This is a genomic window from Bacteroides sp. 1001302B_160321_D4 (genome assembly GCF_015667765.1).
Classification (GTDB): Bacteria; Bacteroidota; Bacteroidia; order Bacteroidales; family Bacteroidaceae; genus Bacteroides; species Bacteroides xylanisolvens.
The window spans coordinates 1-21,157 of record NZ_JADPLO010000068.1 but is presented as its reverse complement, the minus strand read 5'-3'; the positions used below and the strand labels follow the sequence as shown (position 1 = coordinate 21,157).

The window sequence follows — 21,157 nt, the reverse complement described above, 5'->3', positions numbered from 1 at the left end:
ATTTAGAATCGTATTTATCGCTCTGTTTTACTTGTAGAAAGAAAAAAACTCTGTGTCCTCTGCGTCCTCTGTGGTGAATAAATTCAGAAACGTGCAACTTTGAGCATACTGATTACTAATTATACCTTTTCTTTTATCAGACCGGTACGATAAGCAACGAGCAATTTCTTCAAATCCTGTATTTGAGTCACCAGTTCTTTTCCTTTATCGGTATCTTTCACCATCATCCGTTGCGAATTGAATTCCAGGACAAAGTTGGTAGATTTGATATCAAGTCCCTCTTCGATAGCTTTCTGGCGAGACTGGAAAGGTTCGTGCTGTACAAGCTGCATACCATGAGAGTGATAAACAAGCGTATATCCCGCAATTCCCGTTTCCGGCTGATAAGCTTTTGAGAAGCCGCCATCAATAACGAAAAGCTTGCCATTGGCTTTCATTGGCTGTTCTCCCTGAATCGTTTTCACAGGCACATGCCCGTTGATGATATGCGAGTGAGGACCAGAAGCTCCAAACTCTGCCAAAATCTGATCGCAGACATCTTCCCGGTTACGCAATGTATAATAATAACCTTTCTTCTCTTTATGCAATTCTTTATCTTCTACGAAATAACGCTCAAAAGTTGCCATCTTATCCTTATCGAACAAGGGAGCTTCCGGACCACACCACATATACCAAATGTAATCCATAGCAAATTCCTTATCCTCCTCCCCTTCTTCATCGAAGTACGCAGTACGAATCAGTTGATCGGCTTTATCCAGCAATTTACGCCCCCAATATTCCTTACCACGTATTTTGACATGCTTAAAGCTGCCATCCTCATTCAGAGGGACAGAAGCGTGATAAAGAAGATTCGAATTTGAAACCAGATACATTCCGCCGTATGTAAACAGGCAACGCATGTGTTTCTTCAGCTTTTCACTATTCATAAATGAATAATGAATCTTTTCTACCAATTCGCGTTCTTCTTCCGTCAACCGGTAAGGATCGGCAGGATCTACGGTCGGGAAGTTGGTATCGCGCAAAGCATATTCTTTTCCTTCGTATACAAAGATGCCACGCTCAAAATCAATCTTTTCCAGCAGTTTACGGTTGGTCATCCCAAACTCCGGACGACGGTCGATAATTTCGGCTTCCAGCTTAAACTGGATAATGGTAATGGCTTTATGCATTTGAGTTATCAAGCGCAGAGTCTTCTCATTATAATGAGCGTCGGCAAAATTCATCTTCGGCATGAAGATGGTGCAAGGATCATCGGCATACGTATCCATTGCAAAAGTAGCCAATGGAAGCAGATTGATTCCGTATCCGTCTTCAAGCGTGCCCAGGTTGCCGTAGCGCATGGACATACGTATCACGTTGGCAATACAACTATCGTTACCGGAAGCTGCACCCATCCAGAGAATATCATGATTTCCCCATTGAATATCGAAGTTATGGTAATTGCACAACGTATCCATGATGATATGCGCGCCAGGACCACGGTCGTAAATATCGCCTACGATATGAAGAGAGTCAATAGTCAGACGCTGAATCAGATTGCACATAGCGATAATGAAATCGTCGGCACGCTTGGTAGTGATAATCGTGCTGATAATTACATTGATATAAGCATGCTTGTTCGGCTCGATGGACGATTCGTGCAATAATTCCTGAATAATATAAGAGAACTCGGCAGGCAGCGATTTACGAACCTTCGAACGGGTATATTTGGAAGATACATTCTGACAGACCTTCACCAGTTGGTTCAGGGTAATCAGATACCAATCATCCAGGTCCTTTTCACGGGCTTTCACTAATTGAAGTTTCTCTTCGGGATAGTAAATCAACGTGCAGATTTCTTTCTTTTCAGCCTCGCGGAGAGTGTTGCCGAATATTTCATTTACTTTACGTTTTACCGCACCTGAAGCATTTTTCAGTACGTGCTGAAAAGCCTCGTATTCTCCATGAATGTCAGTCAAGAAATGCTCTGTCCCTTTAGGTAGATTTAAGATAGCCTCCAGATTGATTATTTCCGTACTAGCATCGGCAATCGTAGGAAAACTTCGGGAAAGCAGTTGCAGGTAACGGAGATCACCCACAATGCTTTCAGGAGTTATGTTACTTTGAGCAGTCATTTTATTTACTATTTTACTATTTACAATTTACTAGTTACTAATTACGATTCAGCAATGTACCATTCTCAATTTAACAAGAACATCAACAACACTTGGGCGATAATTACCCGCAGGAACATACATAGCGGATAAACAGTCGCATAGGCTACGGATGGGTTGTCGCCGGGGATTGTATCGTTTACATAGTTCAGTGCCATCGGATTTGCCATACTTCCGCACAACATACCGGATACAGAACCGAAATCGATCTTCATCATCTTGAAAGCCACGAATCCAACCAACACTGTTGGAATGATAGTCAATCCGGCTCCCAAACCAATCCATAATAAGCCTTCCGGACGGAATACGGTATCGAAAAAGTGAGCTCCGGCATCCAGTCCCAGACAAGCAAGGTACATGGAAAGTCCCAAAGCACGCAACATCAGGTTCGCACTACGGGTGGTATAGGTAATCATGTGTATCCGTGGTCCAAAAGTCCCCAGAAGGATACCGACAATGATCGGTCCACCCGCTAATCCCAACTTCACAGGAGTACTGACACCCGGAAAAGAGAAAGGAATAGCCCCCAGTGCCAAACCAAGAACGATACCGATAAATATAACAACCAGATTGGGTTCTTTCAAGCTTTTCACGGCATTTCCCAATACTTTCTCCACATTCTGGATAGCAGCAGCCTCGCCCACCACTGTCAGGCGGTCGCCCAACTGAAGTATCAATCCCGGAGTAGCAAGCAGTTGCACCCCCGACCGGTAAACACGGCTGATGTTAATTCCGTAATGGTTTCTCAACCGGAGTGCACCGAGTTTCTTACCATTCAGTTCGGGACGGGTGACAACGATACGCTGCGAGATCAATTCGCTGTCAATCGCATTCCAGTCAATGTCCTCTTTATTCCAATCCGTATTTTCCTGTTCACCAAAAAGTACCGTCAAGGCTAAAGCGTCTTTTTCTGCAGTTATTACTAGCAGACGGTCGCCTTCTTTCAGAATCTTGTCTGAAGTCGGAATACTGACATGTCCGTCACGCCACAAACGGGATATGACAAACTTCGGGTAACTCATACGAGCTATATCCTTGATACTTTTATTGAAAATAGCAGGATTGTGTACTTGAAACGCTGCAATATAAGTTTTGTTCGCATCGTCTTTCTCTTTTATCTCCAAGTCTTCTTTGCGAACCAATACTTTACGGATTAATAAAACGGCAAGGATTACGCCGACTACTCCCATCGGATAGGCCACCGCACATCCTAAAGCAGGCGTACTGCTGTTTATTCCCATCTGTTTCAGAGTTTGTTGCGCAGCTCCCAATGCCGGAGTGTTTGTCGTTGCTCCACAAAGGATGCCCACCATATCAGGAAGAGAGACACCCGTTGCATAACTAGCCACCACCGTCAACAACGTTCCCAGCAGAACGACTCCCAACGCCAACATATTCAGCGTTACCCCACCTTTACGGAAAGAGCTAAAAAAACCGGGACCGACTTGTAGCCCGAGGGAATAAACGAAAATGACCAGTCCGAAACTTTCTGCGTAGTTTAACATCTGCGGATCGACCGAAAGCCCGAGATGGCCGGCCAGGATACCCGCAAAAAAAACAAAAGTGACTCCCAGGGAAACTCCCCAGAAATGCACTCTTCCCAAACCCAAACCAATGGCAGAAATCAGTGAAAGTACCACAACAGCCTGTAAGGCAGAATGTTCGATGAATAGACTATATAACCACTCCATGTATATAAAAGCTAATAGGGCGCAAAGATAAAAACTATTTAGTCCGGTTCAAAACTTTTAAGCTTTCATTTCGCGCCCCAATTATACCCTGATTCATATATCCTGAAATCTTATTGATTACCCTTTTACACTGTTACCTGTTATTTTGTTCTTAATACCTATTATATTTCTATCTTAACAATCTTATCCTTTCTCTTTTTACCCGCATCTTGTTATCCTTCCAACGATGCTTTTTTACCTGTTTCTTCCTTTACGCTTACCTATTTCTTTATCTTTTTCTAATTTCTTTATCTCTCCTAATTTCTTAACCTTTTCTTTTTTCTTCCTGCTTCACGTTTCTTCCTGCTTTACGCTTCATCTTGCTTTACGCTTCATCTTGTTTCACGTCTCATCTTTTCCCTTGAAACTCCACAAAGTTATTTCGTCCGTCCAGATAACCGCTCAATCTGTTTCCACCGATATATACATCATCCAGGTATGAAACATCATTCGGTCCGTATGACATACGAATGGAAGTCTGTGCATAATTTTCCCAACTCCAACGGAAATTATATTCATATTGATCGACTGTTCCATTAGGATATTCCACCCGTATATAGTCGATTCCGGTACGGTCTAAAAAGAAATCTAGTTCCTGACGGCAATAGTTACCGTCCATGTCGCGGTAGAAACTAACCCAGGTTCGGCTACATAAATCAGCCGAACGGTTATAGTACCCTGCGCCATTATTATCATCATCATAGAAACTGTCTATTTCCACTTCGCAAGAGGTAAAACTTACCATCAATATAGCCATCAACGCCAAACCGAAGTATTTAAATGTGCTCGTTTTCATATTCCTTTATTTTTAATGGTTCTCTAATTATTATATATCATTTATCTTTCGATAGAACAAAAGTAGAGAATGAATTTTCCCCATGAAACTGAAAACTCCTACTTATCAGGAGGAAATTGCCTAAATCTAGGAGTAAATCCCTCCGGCGAAGTCTATTTCAAAGAATTCTTGTATCTTTGCCTCTTGCTAACAACACATGAAATTATCCGTCGCATGAAGTCTATCAAATCACATATCACCCAATTATTGAAGTCTCTCAATGAGGGAGTATTCGAAAAAGAGCATACCATCGCACTGTCTCTGCTATCCGCCATGGCAGGGGAAAGTATCTTTCTGCTGGGCCCTCCGGGAGTAGCTAAAAGTTTGGTAGCACGCAGGCTAAAACTGGCATTTAAAGGCGCAGATGCTTTTGAGTATCTGATGTCCCGCTTCAGTACACCGGACGAAATATTCGGCCCCGTCTCCATTTCAAAATTGAAGGATGAAGATACGTACGAACGCATCACAAAAGGATACCTGCCGACAGCATCAATCGTCTTTCTGGATGAAATATGGAAGGCCGGCCCTGCTATCCAAAATTCCCTTTTGACGGTAATCAATGAAAAGATATACCGCAACGGACAATTTACGGTGCGTGTACCCCTGAAAGCATTAATTGCCGCTTCCAACGAACTGCCGGCAAAAGGTGAAGGACTGGAAGCCTTATACGACCGTTTCCTGATCCGTCAGTTTGTCGGATGTATCGAACAGGAATATGCGTTCGATCAGATGATTTCTTCTACGCGGGAAATAGAACCTGAAATCCCTGAAAAGCTCCAGGTGAACGATGAATTATACAATCAAATACAAGCTGAAAGCGAAAAAGTAGGTATTCACTATACCATCTTCGAGCTGATTCACAATATCAAACGAGAAATTGAACAATATAATACAGGACGGGATGAAAACACCCCTCCCATCTATGTATCCGACCGCCGCTGGAAGAAAATAGTAGGTCTGCTCCGCACATCAGCCTATCTGAATGAATCTCCGGGAATTCATTTCTCCGACTGCCTGTTGATGAGCGCCTGCCTATGGGATGAGATTTCGCAGCTCCCCATTATCGAAGAGATTGTAGAACAGTCGATAGCACGAGGCATCAACACCTATCTGTTAGGAGAAAAACGACTGGAGCAAAAACTGGACACACTGAAAGAAAACATGAAGTCCGAACACAGCCTACGTGAACTTAGCGATCCGGGAATCCAAGTCGTAGACACCTTCTATCATCGCATAGAAGGTTATCACATTGCCGGAAATCTACTCATTTTTGCTTCCGATTACCAGTCTTTGAAGAAAGACAGCAACCGGCTATTTTATATCCAACAGGATAAATTCCGTCCGGTCAACAAAATCCTGAAAGCCTACGATTTTGTAAAGAACAGAAATATCGCGCAAAAGAATATCTATTCCCTCCGAAAAGGAAGACGGTCAGTTTTCGTCAACAATCAGGAATATCCGTTACTATGTTATGACAATTGTAGTCCTTTGCCTGCACAACAGGATGGCAACACTCCGTTCGAATTTACATTGCAGGAAGTGATCGACTTGCTGCATCAAATGGAAGTGGAATATAAAACAATCTCCGAACGGGAAACAGCATATACAAAAGAGCATCTCTTCTTAAGCTCATCGCAAAAAAGCAAGATCAAACGAATTTTAGGAGAGACTGCACATATCATAGAGAATTACCGGAACGAACTCCGCATCATCGCTCATGCCCATGAACAAGAGAACAGAGAGTATTAGGCTCAAACACCTGCAAGACATTTATTACGAAAAATTGCAGGAAATAGCCTACGATGTGTACGACGAACAACTGCACAACCTGATTATCCGTCCCGAAGAACTGGATGCGGATATTCACCGGTATTTTCGTCACACGCAACCCTCCCTGCAAGATTTCTACTCCCACTACGCGTCGCAATGGGAATACTTTCATGAAATGGATGAAGCATCCGACACCAAGTTTCTCCAATTCCTGAAAAACAGCGCCTACACGTTCTCAATGAAATATCACCTGGTAGACCTCAACGTAAAATACTACCTCCAGCGTTTTGACGCAATCAGCCCACGCTCTAAAGAATGGAAAGCGTTGCGGACTCTCTTCTTCGACAAATGGCACACACTGCTCTCGAACAACGAGTTCAACTATCAGATGGAACATATCGAGCGGCTTTGTGATGATTTCTACCGTCTTCAGCTATCACTTGCCAAAAACCTTCCGGTGCGTGGCGGCTCACGCCTCGTCTGGTTACTCCGCAACCATAAACAGATAGCAGAACAGATTTTAGAATACGAAGAAACGATCAAACGAAATCCCGTTATCCGTGAACTGGTAGAAATCTTGGGCAAGAAACACCAAAGCAGCCGGAAACGTTTCAAAATGACTGCCGGTATTCATCGGGAACAAATTATATCTCATGCCACCCGAAGCGATATTACAGGTATTTGCGAAGGAAACGACTTAAACAGCCTTCTTCCCTTGGAATATTGCTATCTGGCCGAAAAAAGTCTGCAACCCATTTTCTTTGAGCGTTTCATTGAGAAGAGATTGCAAGTCATCGACTATCAATCACACGAAAAGCAAACCATCAACGACAAGAAAACAATAGGGAACGAAGTTTCCGAAGAAGCCGAAGGCCCTTTCATTGTTTGTCTGGACACTTCCGGTTCCATGGCAGGCGAACGGGAAAGAATCGCGAAATCCACCCTACTTGCCATTGCCGAACTGACGGAAGTGCAACATCGAAAATGTTACGTCATCCTGTTTTCCGATGATATCGAGTGCATTGAAATCACAGACTTAGGCAGCAGTTTCGATCGCCTGGTCGATTTCTTATGCCAATCCTTTCATGGCGGAACCGATATGGAACCTGTCATCACGCATGCTTTGCGAAAGATCAGCGAAGAAGGATATATGGAAGCGGACATTATCACCGTATCGGACTTTGAGATGCGTCCTGTCGATCAACTACTATCCCGGACCATCGAACACGCAAAAGCGAAACAGACAAAGATGTACGCTATTTCTTTAGGTGGCAAGAGTGCCGAGACCAGCTATCTGAAATTATGTGATAAATATTGGGAATATAGCATTCAAAACGCCGAAAGTCTTAATAAAAATAGAATCGAGGAATCAAATATTTAATCAATGTTATAAAACATCTCTTTTTTCTTGTTTTATTTGCAAAGTTGACAGAAGTCCGTATATTTGTACTGTGTTTTTCATAGTATTAGATTTAAGGTTAACAAAAAGATTGGCTGTCTGGGATAGATAGCCTTTTTTTATGTCCTTTTCTTACGTCAAATATACTGTCACTATCCCATCCGGATGTTTACCCTATCCCATGAAGATACCGTCACTATAATAAGCGGATAGCGTCAATATGTTTCAAGTTCCCATTCCATCGATAAAAATTAAAAGCTTTCGAAAAAAAATTCTTCCGTTTAACATTTGAAACATAGCAGGTTATCTCATTTTACAAAAAATAGGTAAAAAAAATCTTGCTAAAAGATTTGCGTAGTCCAAAAGTTCCCCCTATATTTGCACCGCATTTGAGAGAGAATGCGGGTTCAAGGAAGTTTGGGTGAGTGGCTGAAACCACCAGTTTGCTAAACTGACGTACTCGTAAGGGTACCGGGGGTTCGAATCCCCCAGCTTCCGCAAAAAATCTCAATATAAAAAAGAGCTAAGTTTTAAAGACTTGGCTCTTTTTAATCTATCAAACTCCGGTGGGTTCGTCTAACGGTTAGGACACATGCCTCTCACGCATGTAATACGAGTTCGATTCTCGTACCCACTACAAAGAAAAAGAGGAAATGCAGTTAAACTACATTTCCTCTTTTTCTTTATAGATCTCAAAGTAAGATTCTTTATCCATTCTCAACCGGACTCTTTCTTCCCTCTTCTGCCCGGCCAGGTTTACGAACAAGTTGAAATACAGTTGGCTGAAAGAAAGGTTGGAACGATCATAGGTTATATCAAACGTCCAGGTTCTACGGAAAGAATCGAAAGTAGCGAATGGTTGCTCACCTCCTTTACACATAAACACTTCCGGGAAAGACGTAGGCGGATAAGGCTGGAATAAGCCCGCTAATTGGGCATACACATAGTCAATCATCCATTCGTCTCCCGTCAAGGTCAATTCCCCTTTCAAGCGGAGTTTGATTGCATAACTGGCAGTCACATCAGACGAGGTATAAACAGGGACTTGACTTTCTACCGGATAGTTACCGTCTTTATATCCAAGGCTCATCGTTAGTTTAGACCGGCCGACGCCATTAAATCCATCTACTTCCTGATCCGCCGACTGATTTTTCAGGTTAATCATAAATGTCAGTTTACCGAGAGTCGGGTCACCCGGATATTGCGCAAGCGTGTCCAACACATAATCTTCGGTATTATAACTTCGGGCTATCAAATCTCCCTTTCCTGCCTCCAAAGCCGGACCGCCTCTTTCCACATCCACGTTGCCAACCGGATAATAAATAGCATCATTATCCCTAACGCAACCACTCAAAAAAAACAGCAACACTGCCAAGCCTATTATCTTATTCATAATCACCTTACTTCTTGATTTTGCGGACAAAGATACATCTTTTTTATACCACCCTTGATTTATGTCAACCGTTTTTAGTATTTTTGCACACATCAAGACAGAAAAGACATGGATACACTATTAAGAGAGACTGTAAATGCTGTTGTCAATTCCCGCTTTCCGGAGATGAGTATAGAAGGAAGACGGCAGATAGAAAGCATACTGATTCGTGAAGAATTTCCCAAAGGAGCCATAGCGCTCAACGAAGGAGAAGTAGCCCACGAACTTGTTTTTGTAGGAAAAGGCATGCTTAGGCAGTACTATTACAAAAACGGGAAAGACGTGACCGAACATTTCTCATACGAAGGATGTATCGTGATGTGCATTGAAAGTTTTCTGAAACAAGTACCCACCCGGCTAATCGTAGAAACTCTTGAACCTTCCATTATTTACTTATTCCCCCGCGACATGATACAAAAATTAGCGAGGGAGAACTGGGAAATCAACATGTTCTATCAAAAGATATTGGAATACTCTTTAATTGTATCACAGGTTAAAGCAGACTCCTGGCGTTTCGAATCCGCTCGCGAACGTTATAACCTCCTGCTCGAAACACATCCGGAAATCATCAAACGCGCGCCTCTGGCACACATCGCTTCCTATCTTCTGATGACACCGGAGACACTAAGCCGTGTACGCTCCGGTGTTCTATGATTTTAGCGGCTTTTCCGGTATTCTTTTGGAGACATACCGGTGTAATGCTTGAAATATTTCCCAAAGAAAGACTGGTTTGCAAAATTCAGCCGGTCGGCAATCTCCTGTATGTTCATACTTGAAGAATTCAGGAGGGCTTTCGCTTCCAGAATCACCAACTCGTCAATCCACTCCCCTACCGTTTTTCCGCTGACTTCTTTCACTACTCCCGAAAGATGTTTCGGCGTCAGACACAGTTGGTCGGCATAGTATTTTACGCTGCGTTCAGACTGGTAAGACTCCACCAGAGACTCATAAAAGCGTTCGAAGATATACTCTTTCCGGCTTTTATTCTTCATCGTAGTAGCGTTTGCGGGTGCATGATTAGTGAAAATAGTGCAAAGCTCGAAAAAGAACCCCTGCATCAGTCCCATTACCACTTCCCTACGGTATAAAGCCTCCTTATTCCTCAACCGTTTCCTGATAAACGCGTGATACTCCTTCACCACCTCCTGCTCGTGCGGAGTGAGGTCGAAACACGGATAATCTTTCAGATAAAAAAACAAAGAAAGCACATTTCCGATCTTAGGCAACGTCTCCAGCAAGTTCTTCGACACAGCAAAGAAAATGCCTTTAAAATCGTGACTGAAATACCGCTGCTCGATAATCTGATTAGGCAGTGCTATCACCATCAATCCGGGACACAATTGAAATTCACGCAGACTGATCTTAAAAGTACCGGTACCCTCCAGACAAAGCCCCACCGTCAACACTTCCAGTTTGGTAGGCCCGTTATACAACGATATAACGCTCTCCGTATCGAAAAGCGCTATATCATTATCAACAACATCAATGTTGTCGGCATCTATATGTTTAGAATGAACTACCGAAGAAATACCTACTTTCGGAACACTTTGAATATCCATACTCTCTCTTTTTTTGGCGACAAATATACCAGCATTTAATCAGATATACAAGCCAATCGGGAGCATTATCGGACATAATGAACACTTTTAGATACTTATCGAACAGACCGGAACAGATATTCATAATCACGTTTGGCAGCCGGCACTGTCCACTTTTCCGGGACAAACTTCCACTGATTGAGCGCTTTCGGGTCCATCGTTCCTTTCTCCTCAATGTAATTCATCAGGTAGAAACGGAGATCCTTATCCGTAGAGAAAATAATGCGGTCTTTCAACTTCTCCTGCGGGATGCCCGACCCTTTCGTCAACAATTCTCCGCCACCATTGCCACGGTAAGAATTCAAGGCCACCTTATATATCTTATCCATGCGGAAAGGAGAACCATCAGCCATGCTTGTGATCGTTATCTTCTCGCCCTGCGGTTTAGTGACATCCACCGTATAAATAATGCCCGAAGCCGAATCGAAATTAAAGCTATAATTCTGGAAAGACGCTCTATCCTCCGCACCTTCACGACGCTTCTCCTTGAACCAGAGCAGATGATCCTCCGGCGATTTCATCCGGTTCGTCCACATATAATAAGACATCTCCAAGAAATCCTTAATCTCCTTTCCGGACAGAGTCATCACATACAGCATGTTCTCATACTTATATAAATTGAACATATCACTTACAAATACATCCCCCTTCTTTATTTCCGAGTCAAACGAAAGCGGAGCGGCAAACGAGATGTCGGCACCGGTGATGTCGAGCTGCAAGGTATGTATCAGGTCGATAAAGGCAGAAGGGCCGAAGAAAGCAGAATGAGTGGAGATACTTTCGGTAAAAGTGCCGATCTTCTTCGAAACGAACTTCTGCACCGTTTCATATTGCGGGGCAAAACGCTTCATAAAGTCCTCGCTGATTCCGTAAGCCTCCGTTTCCGTCAAGACACCCTTGATGTCCTTGCTCTGCACCTTTCCATCTTTCAGTTTCAAGGTCACATCTACATTAGACAAAACAATCCCATTGCTGGCCGGATCGATAATCAACACCGAGTCTCCGGCAACATTCATCACCTTCTTACATTCGCGGGAATGATCGTGCCCCATCAATACGATATCGAATCCCGGCACATTCTTCGCTACGTTGAGAGAAGCGTTCTCGTTGTATTTGCCCGACATTTTGAAAGCCTCCTGTCCGGCATGGAACAAGCCGACCACCAAATCCGGGTTCTCTTTTTCACGGATAACCTTCATCCATTTGCGTGCCGTCTCTTCCATATCGTCGAAACGCAATCCTTTCCACAGATTTTCGGAGAGCCATGCAGGGATGGCAGGGGTAATCATTCCCAATACCACGATCTTCACGCCATCACGTTCCAACACTTTGTAAGGAACCAGATGGGGCTGTCCCGTAGATGTATCTATGATGTTGGCACCCAACACTGGGAAGTCACAAGTGGTGATCCAACGGTCGAAAACGGCACGTCCCGTTTCCACGTCATGGTTACCCATGTTGCCGGCATCATACTTCATGTAATTCATCATTTCCGAGCAAAGATGGGGAGACACCGTATCTATATAATTATAGTAATAGGCAGTGGGCTGTCCCTGCAAAATATCGCCGTTATCCAGCAATATCAGATTCTCCTTATATTGTTCGCGCTCTTTCTGCACGAAAGAATAAACCCGTGCGAGACTCCCCTTCCACTCGTGGCGGGTTATAAAATTATAAGGATAATAATTGCCATGTACATCACTTGTTTCTACAATCTTCAGTTTCACCACCTTTTCCTGCGCCGCAACAGACAGAGCGAGGCAGAGAAGCAAGCCATAAATTAATACGATTCGTTTCATTCTTTTTCTATATTTAGATTTAACGGATGAGAGAATACAAACCGCGCCCCACCGGTATAGTCAGGGTCGATCCATATACTTCCTTTCCATTTGTGCACAATCAATTTACAGATAGACAATCCCAGTCCGGTACCCTGGGCATATTCATTCAGTTTCTCAAAACGCTCGAACACAAGTCCCTGTTTTTCTTTCGGGATGCCGCATCCGGTGTCCGTCACCGAGAAGACAGCCATTTGCGTTTCCTCGTTCACAGAAAAGTCCAATGTGATCTTACCGCATTTCGTAAACTTGTTGGCGTTGGACAGCAGGTTAATCATCACTTGCTGCATACGCTGCACATCCGTCACCATCCGGAAAGATTCGAAAGAAGTGGTAAACAAGAACTGGTTTTCCGACGACTGCCGCGAAAAACTAACAGACGCCACCACCTGGCTGCACAACTGCACCACATCACATTCCTCCCAAGTCAGCGTCACCCGGTTGGCCTCCAGACGTGAAAGGTCGAGAATATCGTTAATCAGTCGAAGCAACAAATCCGAATTGGTTTTGATAATCTGATAATAAGACTGCTGTTCCTCCTCCGTGCTACCGCCAACGGCCAATACATCCGAGAATCCTACAATCGAATTCAACGGTGTCCGTATCTCATGGCTCATATTGGCAAGGAAAGCACTCTTCAGACGATTAGACTCTTCCGCCCTGTCTTTTGCTACGCGCAAGTCCTTCTCCGATTTCAGCAGCTCATCCTTCAGGCGTTTCGTACGGAAATAATAGAAGAGAGAGATGCACAAGCCGAGCACCAGAATCACAAACAAAGCACAGGCAGACCATATCTGATAAGTATATTGCTGATAGAACGAAACCGGCTGGTTGACAAGCTGCACTTTAAAAGGCAATACCGCCGGGTCCAGCCCCCATTCCTTCACCTTCCGGCTATCCAATACCGCTTTGCAGCCGATTACCGAAAGATGTTTCGCCGTATCCTGCGGGTGCGTATCCATCCGTACAGACTCCATAGCCATTTCTCCACCCACTTTCCGGTAGTCGGGCAACACCCCTCCTATCGCCCAATGACCGAGACTCACCGATGAAGGGGTAAAAGTCGGAATGGTAGGGGTAACTTCCATCATGGCATACGTAGCATTTCTCATGAAATACCCCTCGTTCATATCCACCCGCCATGTTCCCACCAGGATCACCGTGTTTTCGGGCAGTTGCCTCAACTCCTCAACGATGGTATAAATAGAATGTTTCCGTCCATCCATCAGAATCAAATCCAGGTCGAGGAATTTCTTCATTTCTTTTCGCACCAATGCTTGCATGGTCACTCCGCCATACGTGTTGTCCGAAATAAAGGCAATGTGTTTCGTTTTCGGATAGAAGGCTTGAATCATCTGAATATTACCCTCTATATCATATTGGTTGATAAATCCCGATTTGAGTTCGGGGATATTCAGATGGTCATCGAAGAGATCGACAGATTCGGGCATCCAGCTATCCAGGCTTCCCACGGTATCTTCCGGCAATATCACCACGTTGCTACTGGCCAGACTGCACATCACGGGCACTTTCACCTGCATTTCATCCCGCTGCGACAAATAAGCGGCCCATGCTTCCTGACCTAACAAAATAATCTGCGCCGGATGCTTTTCCCCCTGGTATTTAGCAAGAATCTGTGTCATCATTTTGCTCCATAGCGGAGCTTCCGAGAAGCTTTTACAGTTCATATTCTCGATGATGATGTCGCGCTGTCCTCCCAACTTACTATATTCATCCATATAATCGGAAATAGTGACCGATGTTTGGTGCGCTGCCGGATTATAAGAACAGATAATCAGAATAGGTTTCTTATCGTTAGAGACAGCCAAGACCTTCGATGACTGCAGGAGCCAAAGAAAACAGATAAAAAAATATCCAAGACGTCCCAGCATAATAATGCAGTTTTGATGTGTTAATTCATTAATTGAGTTGCAAATATAGTAAAACTTGTCGGGTTTAACAGATTTATATGTATTTTTGTCGCTCATTTACTGTCAAAAAATACAAATTATGGAATTATTTCACAAGATGATTTCCGGATTTCTGGGCATACCGGAAAGACAAATAAGCAGCACGCTCCATCTTTTGGGCGAAGGTGCTACGATTCCTTTCATCAGCCGATACCGCAAAGAAGCCACTGGCGGGCTGGATGAGGTGCAGATAGAGCAGATCAAAGAGCAACACGATAAGTTGTGCGACATAGCCAAACGGAAAGAAACGATTCTCGGCACCATCACCGAACAGGGCAAACTGACTGCCGAACTGGAGAAACGCATCAACGACACCTGGAACCCGACGGAACTGGAAGATATATACCTCCCTTACAAACCCAAACGGAAGACACGTGCCGAAGTGGCCCGCCAGAAAGGACTGGAGCCGCTTGCCACCATCCTGCTGTTGCAACGGGAAAACAACCTTAGCGCCAAAGCCGCTTCCTTTGTAAAAGGTGAAGTGAAAGATGTGGACGACGCACTGAAAGGTGCGCGTGACATTATCGCGGAGCAGGTGAACGAAGACGAGCGTGCCCGCAACGCGGTACGTAACCAGTTCGGGCGCCAGGCAGAGATTACGGCCAAACTAGTCAAAGGAAAAGAGGAAGAAGCAGCGAAATACCGCGATTATTTCGATTTCTCCGAGCCACTGAAACGTTGCACGTCCCACCGTCTGCTCGCCATCCGCCGGGCAGAGTCGGAAGGGTTGCTGAAAGTGTCTATCAATCCCGACGACGAGGCCTGCATCGAACGTTTGGAACGCCAATTCGTACGTGGCAACAACGAATGTAGCCGGCAAGTGGGCGAAGCTACGACGGATGCTTACAAACGGTTGCTCAAGCCTTCCATTGAAACAGAATTTGCCGCCCAATCCAAAGAGAAAGCCGACGATGAGGCAATTCGCGTATTCACCGAAAACCTCCGCCAACTTCTTCTCGCTCCGCCATTGGGACAAAAACGGGTGCTCGCCATCGACCCCGGATTCCGTACCGGATGTAAGGTGGTTTGTCTCGACGCGCAAGGCAATCTGTTGCATAATGAGAATATCTATCCGCATCCTCCGGTCAACAAGACCGGCGAGGCTGCTTCGAAACTTCGCAAGATGATTGAGGCCTACCAGATAGAAGCCATCTCCATCGGCAACGGAACGGCAAGCCGGGAGACGGAAGATTTCATCAACAGTCAGAGTTTCGACCGTCAGATACCCGTGTTTGTAGTCAGCGAGCAGGGGGCTTCCATTTATTCAGCTTCCAAAATTGCTCGTGACGAGTTTCCGGATTACGACGTAACGGTGCGTGGGGCAGTCTCCATCGGACGCCGCCTGATGGATCCGCTGGCAGAGTTGGTGAAGATAGATCCCAAGTCTATCGGCGTGGGCCAATATCAGCACGATGTAGACCAGACGAAGCTGAAGAAAGCACTCGATCAGACGGTAGAGAATTGCGTGAACCTGGTCGGGGTAAATCTGAATACGGCAAGCAGTCATCTGCTCACTTATATATCCGGTCTGGGCCCCCAACTGGCACAGAACATTGTCAATTACCGGGCAGAGAACGGAGCTTTCGGTTCGCGAAAAGAACTGATGAAAGTGCCGCGCATGGGCGCCAAAGCCTTTGAGCAATGCGCAGGATTTCTTCGCATCCCCGGAGCTAAAAATCCGTTGGATCATACCGCCGTGCATCCGGAAAGTTACCACATCGTAGAGCAAATGGCCAAAGACCTGAAATGCACCATCGACGAGTTGATAGCCGACAAGGAACTTCGCCGGAAGATCAATATTTCCGACTACATCACTCCTACCGTCGGCCTGCCTACCTTACAGGATATTCTGCAGGAGCTCGACAAGCCGGGACGTGACCCGCGCAAGGCTATCAAAGTCTTCGAGTTCGACAAGAATGTACGCACCATAGCCGATTTGCGCGAAGGGATGATTCTTCCGGGCATTGTAGGCAATATCACTAATTTCGGGGCGTTTGTCGATATAGGAATTAAGGAGAACGGTCTTGTACACCTTTCTCAATTAGCGGAACGGTTCATTTCCGACCCGACAGAAGTGGTGTCCATCCATCAGCACGTCATGGTGAGGGTGATGAATGTAGATTATGACCGGAAACGGATTCAACTTAGCATGATCGGGGTACCGCAAGACTGATTGCTTCTCTTTTCTCTCCCCACCACACGATCAGAATCGTAAATACAATCATAAGTACTGTGCAAATGAGCGAGCCTTCAAAACCGAAGGCTCCGCCATTCAGTACGTTTTCTTCGGGCATACGCAAAGTCAGCATACTGGTGGTGAAGTTGTTTCCGCTTACCTGATAACCGAGGATGGGGCCTTGAATCCAATTCCAGAAAAGATGGAGCGAGATAGGGAAACACAGGTTCCGCGTATATAGATAGGAAGCTCCCAGCAGCATACCTGCCAGCAACAGGTTGAGCATGGGCAGGAAAGCGATTTCGGGATTAAAGATGTGCATAAAGGCGAATAACGCTGCCGAGACGAAAAGCGCCAGGAATTTATTCATGGTGGTATGCAATAGGCGTCCGAGGATATAACCGCGCATCAGTATTTCTTCGAACAAGGCGACCAGCAGGAAAAACACCCACGAGCCCAGCAGATCCAACGGCTTGAACTGGAAACCGGTGACTTCTATCTCTCCCAAGACGAACGAGATTCCGAAGCCGAACAGATAGAGCAGGATTGCCATCAGGAAGCCATACCACAGTCCCTTGACGTGTCCTTTTAAGGAGAGCCCCAAATCAGAAAACGGACGGCGTTCGAAGCGGAGCATAGGAATGGCAGCGGTCAGAACGGCGAGTAGCATACTGGCTTCGAGAATAATGTATCCCATCACTCCCGGATGGCGGGCTTCCACACCCAACACCAACGACAAACATCCGCGGGCCAGCGTACCATACAATCCAAGAAGGATGAAAAGTATCACAATAAACAGCGGGATACAAGCCCACACAGGAAGTCTTTTGGGTTCTTTGCCCCCAGCAATGTTGTCTGCCTCCATTTTTACAATTTGTTAATCCGGCTACAAAATTAGATATAAAACATAAAAAAACATCATGTATTCTCTATTTTTCCTATATTTGTCAGAACAAATCTACAAAATTATGAAAATTAAACTACTATTGATAAGTTTCTTATTGGCCGCTAATGCGTTAGGAGCAGCCGCCCAAGTGAGTAAAACGTATTATGTGAGTAAGCCCGGTACGCTGATTTCCATGATGACTGAAGAGGAAGCCAACAGTGTCACCCATCTCACACTGACCGGAAAACTGAACGCGGAGGACTTCCGCCATCTCCGTGACGAATTTGATAATCTGAAAGTATTGGATATTTCGAACGCTGAAATCAAGATGTACAGCGGAAAAGCGGGCACTTATCCCAACGGGAAATTCTATATTTATATGCCGAACTTCATTCCTGCATACGCTTTCTCGAATGTGGTGGACGGAGTGACCAAAGGCAAAGCCACGCTGGAGAAAGTGATTCTTTCGGAGAAAACAAAGAATATCGAAGATGCCGCCTTCAAAGGTTGCGAGAACCTGAAAATCTGCCAGATCCGCAAGAAGACAGCTCCCAACCTGTTGCCGGAAGCGTTGGCAGACAGCGTTACCGCTATCTTCGTCCCTCTGGGCAGCAGCGACTCTTACCGCTACAAGGACAGATGGCAGAACTTTGCGTTTATCGAGGGGGAACCGGTAGAGACTATCCTGCAAGTGGGCGCCATGGGCAAACTGGAAGAAGAAATTCTGAAAGCGGGACTGCAACCCAGAGACATCAACTTCCTGACCGTGGAGGGTAAGCTGGATAACGCCGACTTCAAACTGATCCGCGATTATATGCCGAATCTCGTCTCTGTCGATATTTCCAGAACGAACGCAACGGCTATCCCCGACTTCACTTTCGCACAGAAAAAGTATCTACTAAATATGAAATTACCTCATAATCTGAAATCTATCGGACAGCGGGTATTTAGCAACTGCGGTCGCCTTTGCGGCACGTTGGAGCTGCCGGCCAGTGTGACGGCTATTGAGTTCGGTGCTTTTATGGGATGCGATAATCTCCGCTATGTGTTGGCTACCGGAAATAAGATTACGACGCTGGGTGATAATTTATTCGGGGAGGGAGTTCCGAGTAAGTTGGTTTATAAGAAATAAATATACGATTTATTTTATGAGTAATAAAAAATAGAGAGGGTGAAATAGAAAATCTATGCACCCTCTCTAAAATAAACTAATCCTCTGTTTCTTACAGACTCATCGCATTAGCTCCAAATACGCCTGCTACTGCTGACGCCACCGCGATGACTACTTTCAAAATCATATCCCAAAGGGATTTCTTACTTGCCATAACTCTACACACCTCCTTTCCGAACTCTTTAAATGATTCATTACTTCCTATGACCTGCGCACTAGGTGTCTGGTTGGACACATATCGTTGTTGTCCGGTCGAGAATTAAGATGTCGTGCAGCGGTAACCCCAAACTCCGCTTTCACCTCAAAACACGGACACGCCTTGATCCATTCTTCCGGTTCAATCTCCCCGTTTCCGTTGCGGTCGGGACTTAAATCGCGATGACCGCACACCCGGCTACCGGGGAAAGTCTCAAGTAATTGATGTACCAGTAAGCGGAGTGCCGCCCGTTGTTCCGGTGTCCGCGTGTCTGCCGGACAACCGTGGCCATCCAAACCGCCTTCGTAGCAGATACCGACACTGTTCGAATTGAATCCTTTCACGTGCGCACCGATACGTTCAATCGGTCGGGTGAGGTGCACTGTTCCATCCTTGCGGATGTAGTAGTGATAACCTGTTCCGTTAAATCCACGCCGACGGTGTTGCATCTCCAAGTCATCCAGGGTGAGAGAACGGTCGGCACGGGTGGCGGAACAGTGGATCACGATCAAATCAATCTTTCTCATCATAGTGCCACTATTTTTCTTATCAGTTGTAAACATTATCTGCACTCTACGAATTAAGCTGCCGGATCCGGAGCTTCACCGCTACCGCCTCCACTACCTCCACCGGAGTCTCCGCCACCTTCATCACCGGGATCTTCACCATCGGTTTTCTTTTTCTTGGGCGCGTCGAGATCCAGAAACTCGATTTTCTCACCGGCACGGGTAGACGTCAGATTGGGACGGACACTGCTCGAAGGACGGAAATTGATGTTCACCGTCTTGATGTTCTTCATCGTACACTCATCTTTCGTGTCCACTCCCCGCGTGGTAGCGGAAAGGCTGAATACACCAAAATCATGGATATTGACGGATTTACCGTCGAACAGCGCCGTACGCATCGCTTCTACGAGATTAGTCAGCACACTCTGAATGTCACCCAACGACAGGGAACTTTTCTCTTTCATCGTGTAAGCAAGTTTATCCAGGTCTACACTCTGTCCCTGCGTCACAAGTTGCGGATGATACTTCACCACCCCATCAACCTTTCTCGGGTCTTTACGACCCATTCTTTTAAATGGTATTGCCATGATAAATTAAAAATTGAGAATTAATAATTGAAAAATAAATATTACAGATTGCGGTTGCCGCAATCAATATCGGAAGAGAGGAACGAGCTCTGTTTCTTTTTCTTTCGATACCTCAAAGGTAGTGTATTATAAGGGGATAGAATGACGTACTTTGTCTTACTTTGACCTAGTTTGTCTTACTTTCATTCAGAATGTATTTACTTTTATTCAGAGTGATTTTATTTTACTTATATACTTGGACAAGCGGGAGATTTTCCGTATATTTGGAATACGATAAAATTAATTTTCCGAAGATATGAAAGCAGAAAAAGAAGAGATAGCAGAGGAGCCGTTTGTCATACGTCCGTATTTGAAATCGGAGCTGGCACATTTATATAATCCGTATGTACCGTTGGTGTATGCCATGCGAAAAATGAGGGAGTGGATCAGAAATAACAAGGAATTATATGACGCAATGTATAGCGGCGGCGAAGGAAAAAACGACCACGCTTATAGTGCAAGGCAGGTGCGGCTCATTGTGAGGTATCTCGATGAGCCATGAATCTCTTTAGGGCAAGTGCTGATTAGCTATAACGAAAATAAAATTAGCTATAATGAAATCGAGATTAGCTATAATGAAATCAGAATTAGCTATAATGAAATCAGAATTAGCTATAATGAAATCAAGATTAGCTATAATGAAAACAAAAGCGGTTATGGGGGTATTCTGTCCGATATCTGTTTTATAATGCCAGCCCTGCAACTGTGCCCTGTCGACATTATGATGGGACTCCGTATAATACATGGTATCTTGAGGACAAACAGACTGTGTGTTTTCTTATTGAATGCTGTTAGTATTCTATGTTTCTATCCAAGTCATTTTATGAGTTTAACATTTTCTTAACATCGGTAAATTTAGCATTGTAAAACA

The 21,157-nt window shown here is 44.9% G+C and carries 17 protein-coding genes and 2 tRNA genes; 8 read left to right on the top strand and 11 right to left on the bottom strand.

Annotation, left to right across the window (positions count from 1 at the left end):
* Nucleotides 1-119: 119 nt before the first annotated feature.
* The 3 genes from KFO40_RS21200 to KFO40_RS21190 all read right to left on the bottom strand — a co-directional run bounded on the left by KFO40_RS21200 (nt 120) and on the right by KFO40_RS21190 (nt 4,679).
* Nucleotides 120-2,114 (bottom strand): fructose-bisphosphatase class III, encoded by a 1,995-nt coding sequence (locus tag KFO40_RS21200; protein ID WP_004316337.1) that lies wholly within the window; start codon nt 2,112-2,114, stop codon nt 120-122.
* Between the two features lie 65 nt (nt 2,115-2,179).
* The gene (locus KFO40_RS21195) at nt 2,180-3,844 is read right to left on the bottom strand and encodes a putative transporter (protein WP_008022070.1); all 1,665 of its coding nucleotides are present in this window, start codon (nt 3,842-3,844) and stop codon (nt 2,180-2,182) included.
* 388 nt (nt 3,845-4,232) lie between these two features.
* Nucleotides 4,233-4,679, bottom strand: a complete 447-nt coding sequence (locus KFO40_RS21190) for a hypothetical protein (RefSeq protein WP_008644218.1) — start codon at nt 4,677-4,679, stop codon at nt 4,233-4,235.
* Nucleotides 4,680-4,892: 213 nt separating this feature from the next.
* On the opposite strand from KFO40_RS21190, the gene KFO40_RS21185 reads away from it, so the two are divergent.
* From KFO40_RS21185 to KFO40_RS21170, 4 genes are all read left to right on the top strand, one after another.
* Nucleotides 4,893-6,467 carry an AAA family ATPase gene (locus tag KFO40_RS21185; RefSeq protein WP_151935354.1) on the top strand — a complete coding sequence of 525 codons (1,575 nt, stop codon included), beginning with the start codon at nt 4,893-4,895 and terminating at the stop codon, nt 6,465-6,467.
* Nucleotides 6,442-7,869: a hypothetical protein gene (locus tag KFO40_RS21180; protein WP_211146776.1), complete on the top strand. Its 1,428-nt coding sequence runs from the start codon at nt 6,442-6,444 to the stop codon at nt 7,867-7,869. Before KFO40_RS21185 ends, KFO40_RS21180 begins: the two co-directional genes overlap by 26 nt.
* A 429-nt stretch (nt 7,870-8,298) precedes the next feature.
* Nucleotides 8,299-8,385 (top strand) — tRNA-Ser (locus tag KFO40_RS21175).
* Between the two features lie 67 nt (nt 8,386-8,452).
* Nucleotides 8,453-8,524: transfer RNA gene (locus tag KFO40_RS21170), tRNA-Glu, on the top strand.
* A 27-nt stretch (nt 8,525-8,551) separates the two neighbouring features.
* Here the strand turns inward: KFO40_RS21170 and KFO40_RS21165 are convergent.
* Nucleotides 8,552-9,373 carry a DUF3845 domain-containing protein gene (locus tag KFO40_RS21165; RefSeq protein WP_134985726.1) on the bottom strand — a complete coding sequence of 274 codons (822 nt, stop codon included), beginning with the start codon at nt 9,371-9,373 and terminating at the stop codon, nt 8,552-8,554.
* Between the two features lie 15 nt (nt 9,374-9,388).
* Between KFO40_RS21165 and KFO40_RS21160 the strand changes: the two genes are divergently transcribed.
* The gene (locus tag KFO40_RS21160; RefSeq protein WP_004316331.1) at nt 9,389-9,973 is read left to right on the top strand and encodes a Crp/Fnr family transcriptional regulator; all 585 of its coding nucleotides are present in this window, start codon (nt 9,389-9,391) and stop codon (nt 9,971-9,973) included.
* Between the two features lie 2 nt (nt 9,974-9,975).
* Here KFO40_RS21160 and KFO40_RS21155 read toward each other — a convergent pair whose 3' ends face one another.
* From KFO40_RS21155 to KFO40_RS21145, 3 genes are all read right to left on the bottom strand, one after another.
* Nucleotides 9,976-10,878, bottom strand: a complete 903-nt coding sequence (locus KFO40_RS21155) for a helix-turn-helix domain-containing protein (RefSeq protein ID WP_008022062.1) — start codon at nt 10,876-10,878, stop codon at nt 9,976-9,978.
* A gap of 95 nt (nt 10,879-10,973) precedes the next feature.
* Nucleotides 10,974-12,716, bottom strand: coding sequence for a bifunctional metallophosphatase/5'-nucleotidase (locus KFO40_RS21150; protein ID WP_151935913.1), 1,743 nt, complete (start codon nt 12,714-12,716; stop codon nt 10,974-10,976).
* Nucleotides 12,713-14,647, bottom strand: coding sequence for a sensor histidine kinase (locus tag KFO40_RS21145; RefSeq protein WP_151935351.1), 1,935 nt, complete (start codon nt 14,645-14,647; stop codon nt 12,713-12,715). The genes KFO40_RS21150 and KFO40_RS21145 overlap by 4 nt, the downstream gene beginning before the upstream one ends.
* A 118-nt stretch (nt 14,648-14,765) precedes the next feature.
* On the opposite strand from KFO40_RS21145, the gene KFO40_RS21140 reads away from it, so the two are divergent.
* Nucleotides 14,766-16,898: a Tex family protein gene (locus KFO40_RS21140; protein ID WP_211146775.1), complete on the top strand. Its 2,133-nt coding sequence runs from the start codon at nt 14,766-14,768 to the stop codon at nt 16,896-16,898.
* Here the strand turns inward: KFO40_RS21140 and KFO40_RS21135 are convergent.
* Nucleotides 16,870-17,766 (bottom strand): CPBP family intramembrane glutamic endopeptidase, encoded by an 897-nt coding sequence (locus tag KFO40_RS21135; RefSeq protein WP_008022056.1) that lies wholly within the window; start codon nt 17,764-17,766, stop codon nt 16,870-16,872. The genes KFO40_RS21140 and KFO40_RS21135 overlap by 29 nt on opposite strands.
* Before the next feature lie 103 nt (nt 17,767-17,869).
* On the opposite strand from KFO40_RS21135, the gene KFO40_RS21130 reads away from it, so the two are divergent.
* A complete protein-coding gene (locus tag KFO40_RS21130; RefSeq protein ID WP_032811843.1) occupies nt 17,870-18,919 on the top strand; it encodes a leucine-rich repeat protein in 1,050 nt (349 codons plus the stop codon).
* Nucleotides 18,920-19,010: 91 nt separating this feature from the next.
* Here KFO40_RS21130 and KFO40_RS21125 read toward each other — a convergent pair whose 3' ends face one another.
* Genes KFO40_RS21125 through KFO40_RS21115 form a run of 3 tightly spaced genes read right to left on the bottom strand, consistent with a single transcriptional unit; the run spans nt 19,011 to nt 20,247 of the window.
* A complete protein-coding gene (locus KFO40_RS21125) occupies nt 19,011-19,112 on the bottom strand; it encodes a smalltalk protein (protein WP_151433306.1) in 102 nt (33 codons plus the stop codon).
* 47 nt (nt 19,113-19,159) lie between these two features.
* Nucleotides 19,160-19,684, bottom strand: a complete 525-nt coding sequence (locus tag KFO40_RS21120; protein WP_211146774.1) for an N-acetylmuramoyl-L-alanine amidase — start codon at nt 19,682-19,684, stop codon at nt 19,160-19,162.
* Between the two features lie 50 nt (nt 19,685-19,734).
* Nucleotides 19,735-20,247 (bottom strand): HU family DNA-binding protein, encoded by a 513-nt coding sequence (locus tag KFO40_RS21115; RefSeq protein WP_008022053.1) that lies wholly within the window; start codon nt 20,245-20,247, stop codon nt 19,735-19,737.
* Nucleotides 20,248-20,542: 295 nt separating this feature from the next.
* On the opposite strand from KFO40_RS21115, the gene KFO40_RS21110 reads away from it, so the two are divergent.
* Nucleotides 20,543-20,788, top strand: a complete 246-nt coding sequence (locus KFO40_RS21110; RefSeq protein WP_004297879.1) for a DUF4248 domain-containing protein — start codon at nt 20,543-20,545, stop codon at nt 20,786-20,788.
* The last annotated feature ends 369 nt before the right edge of the window (nt 20,789-21,157 follow it).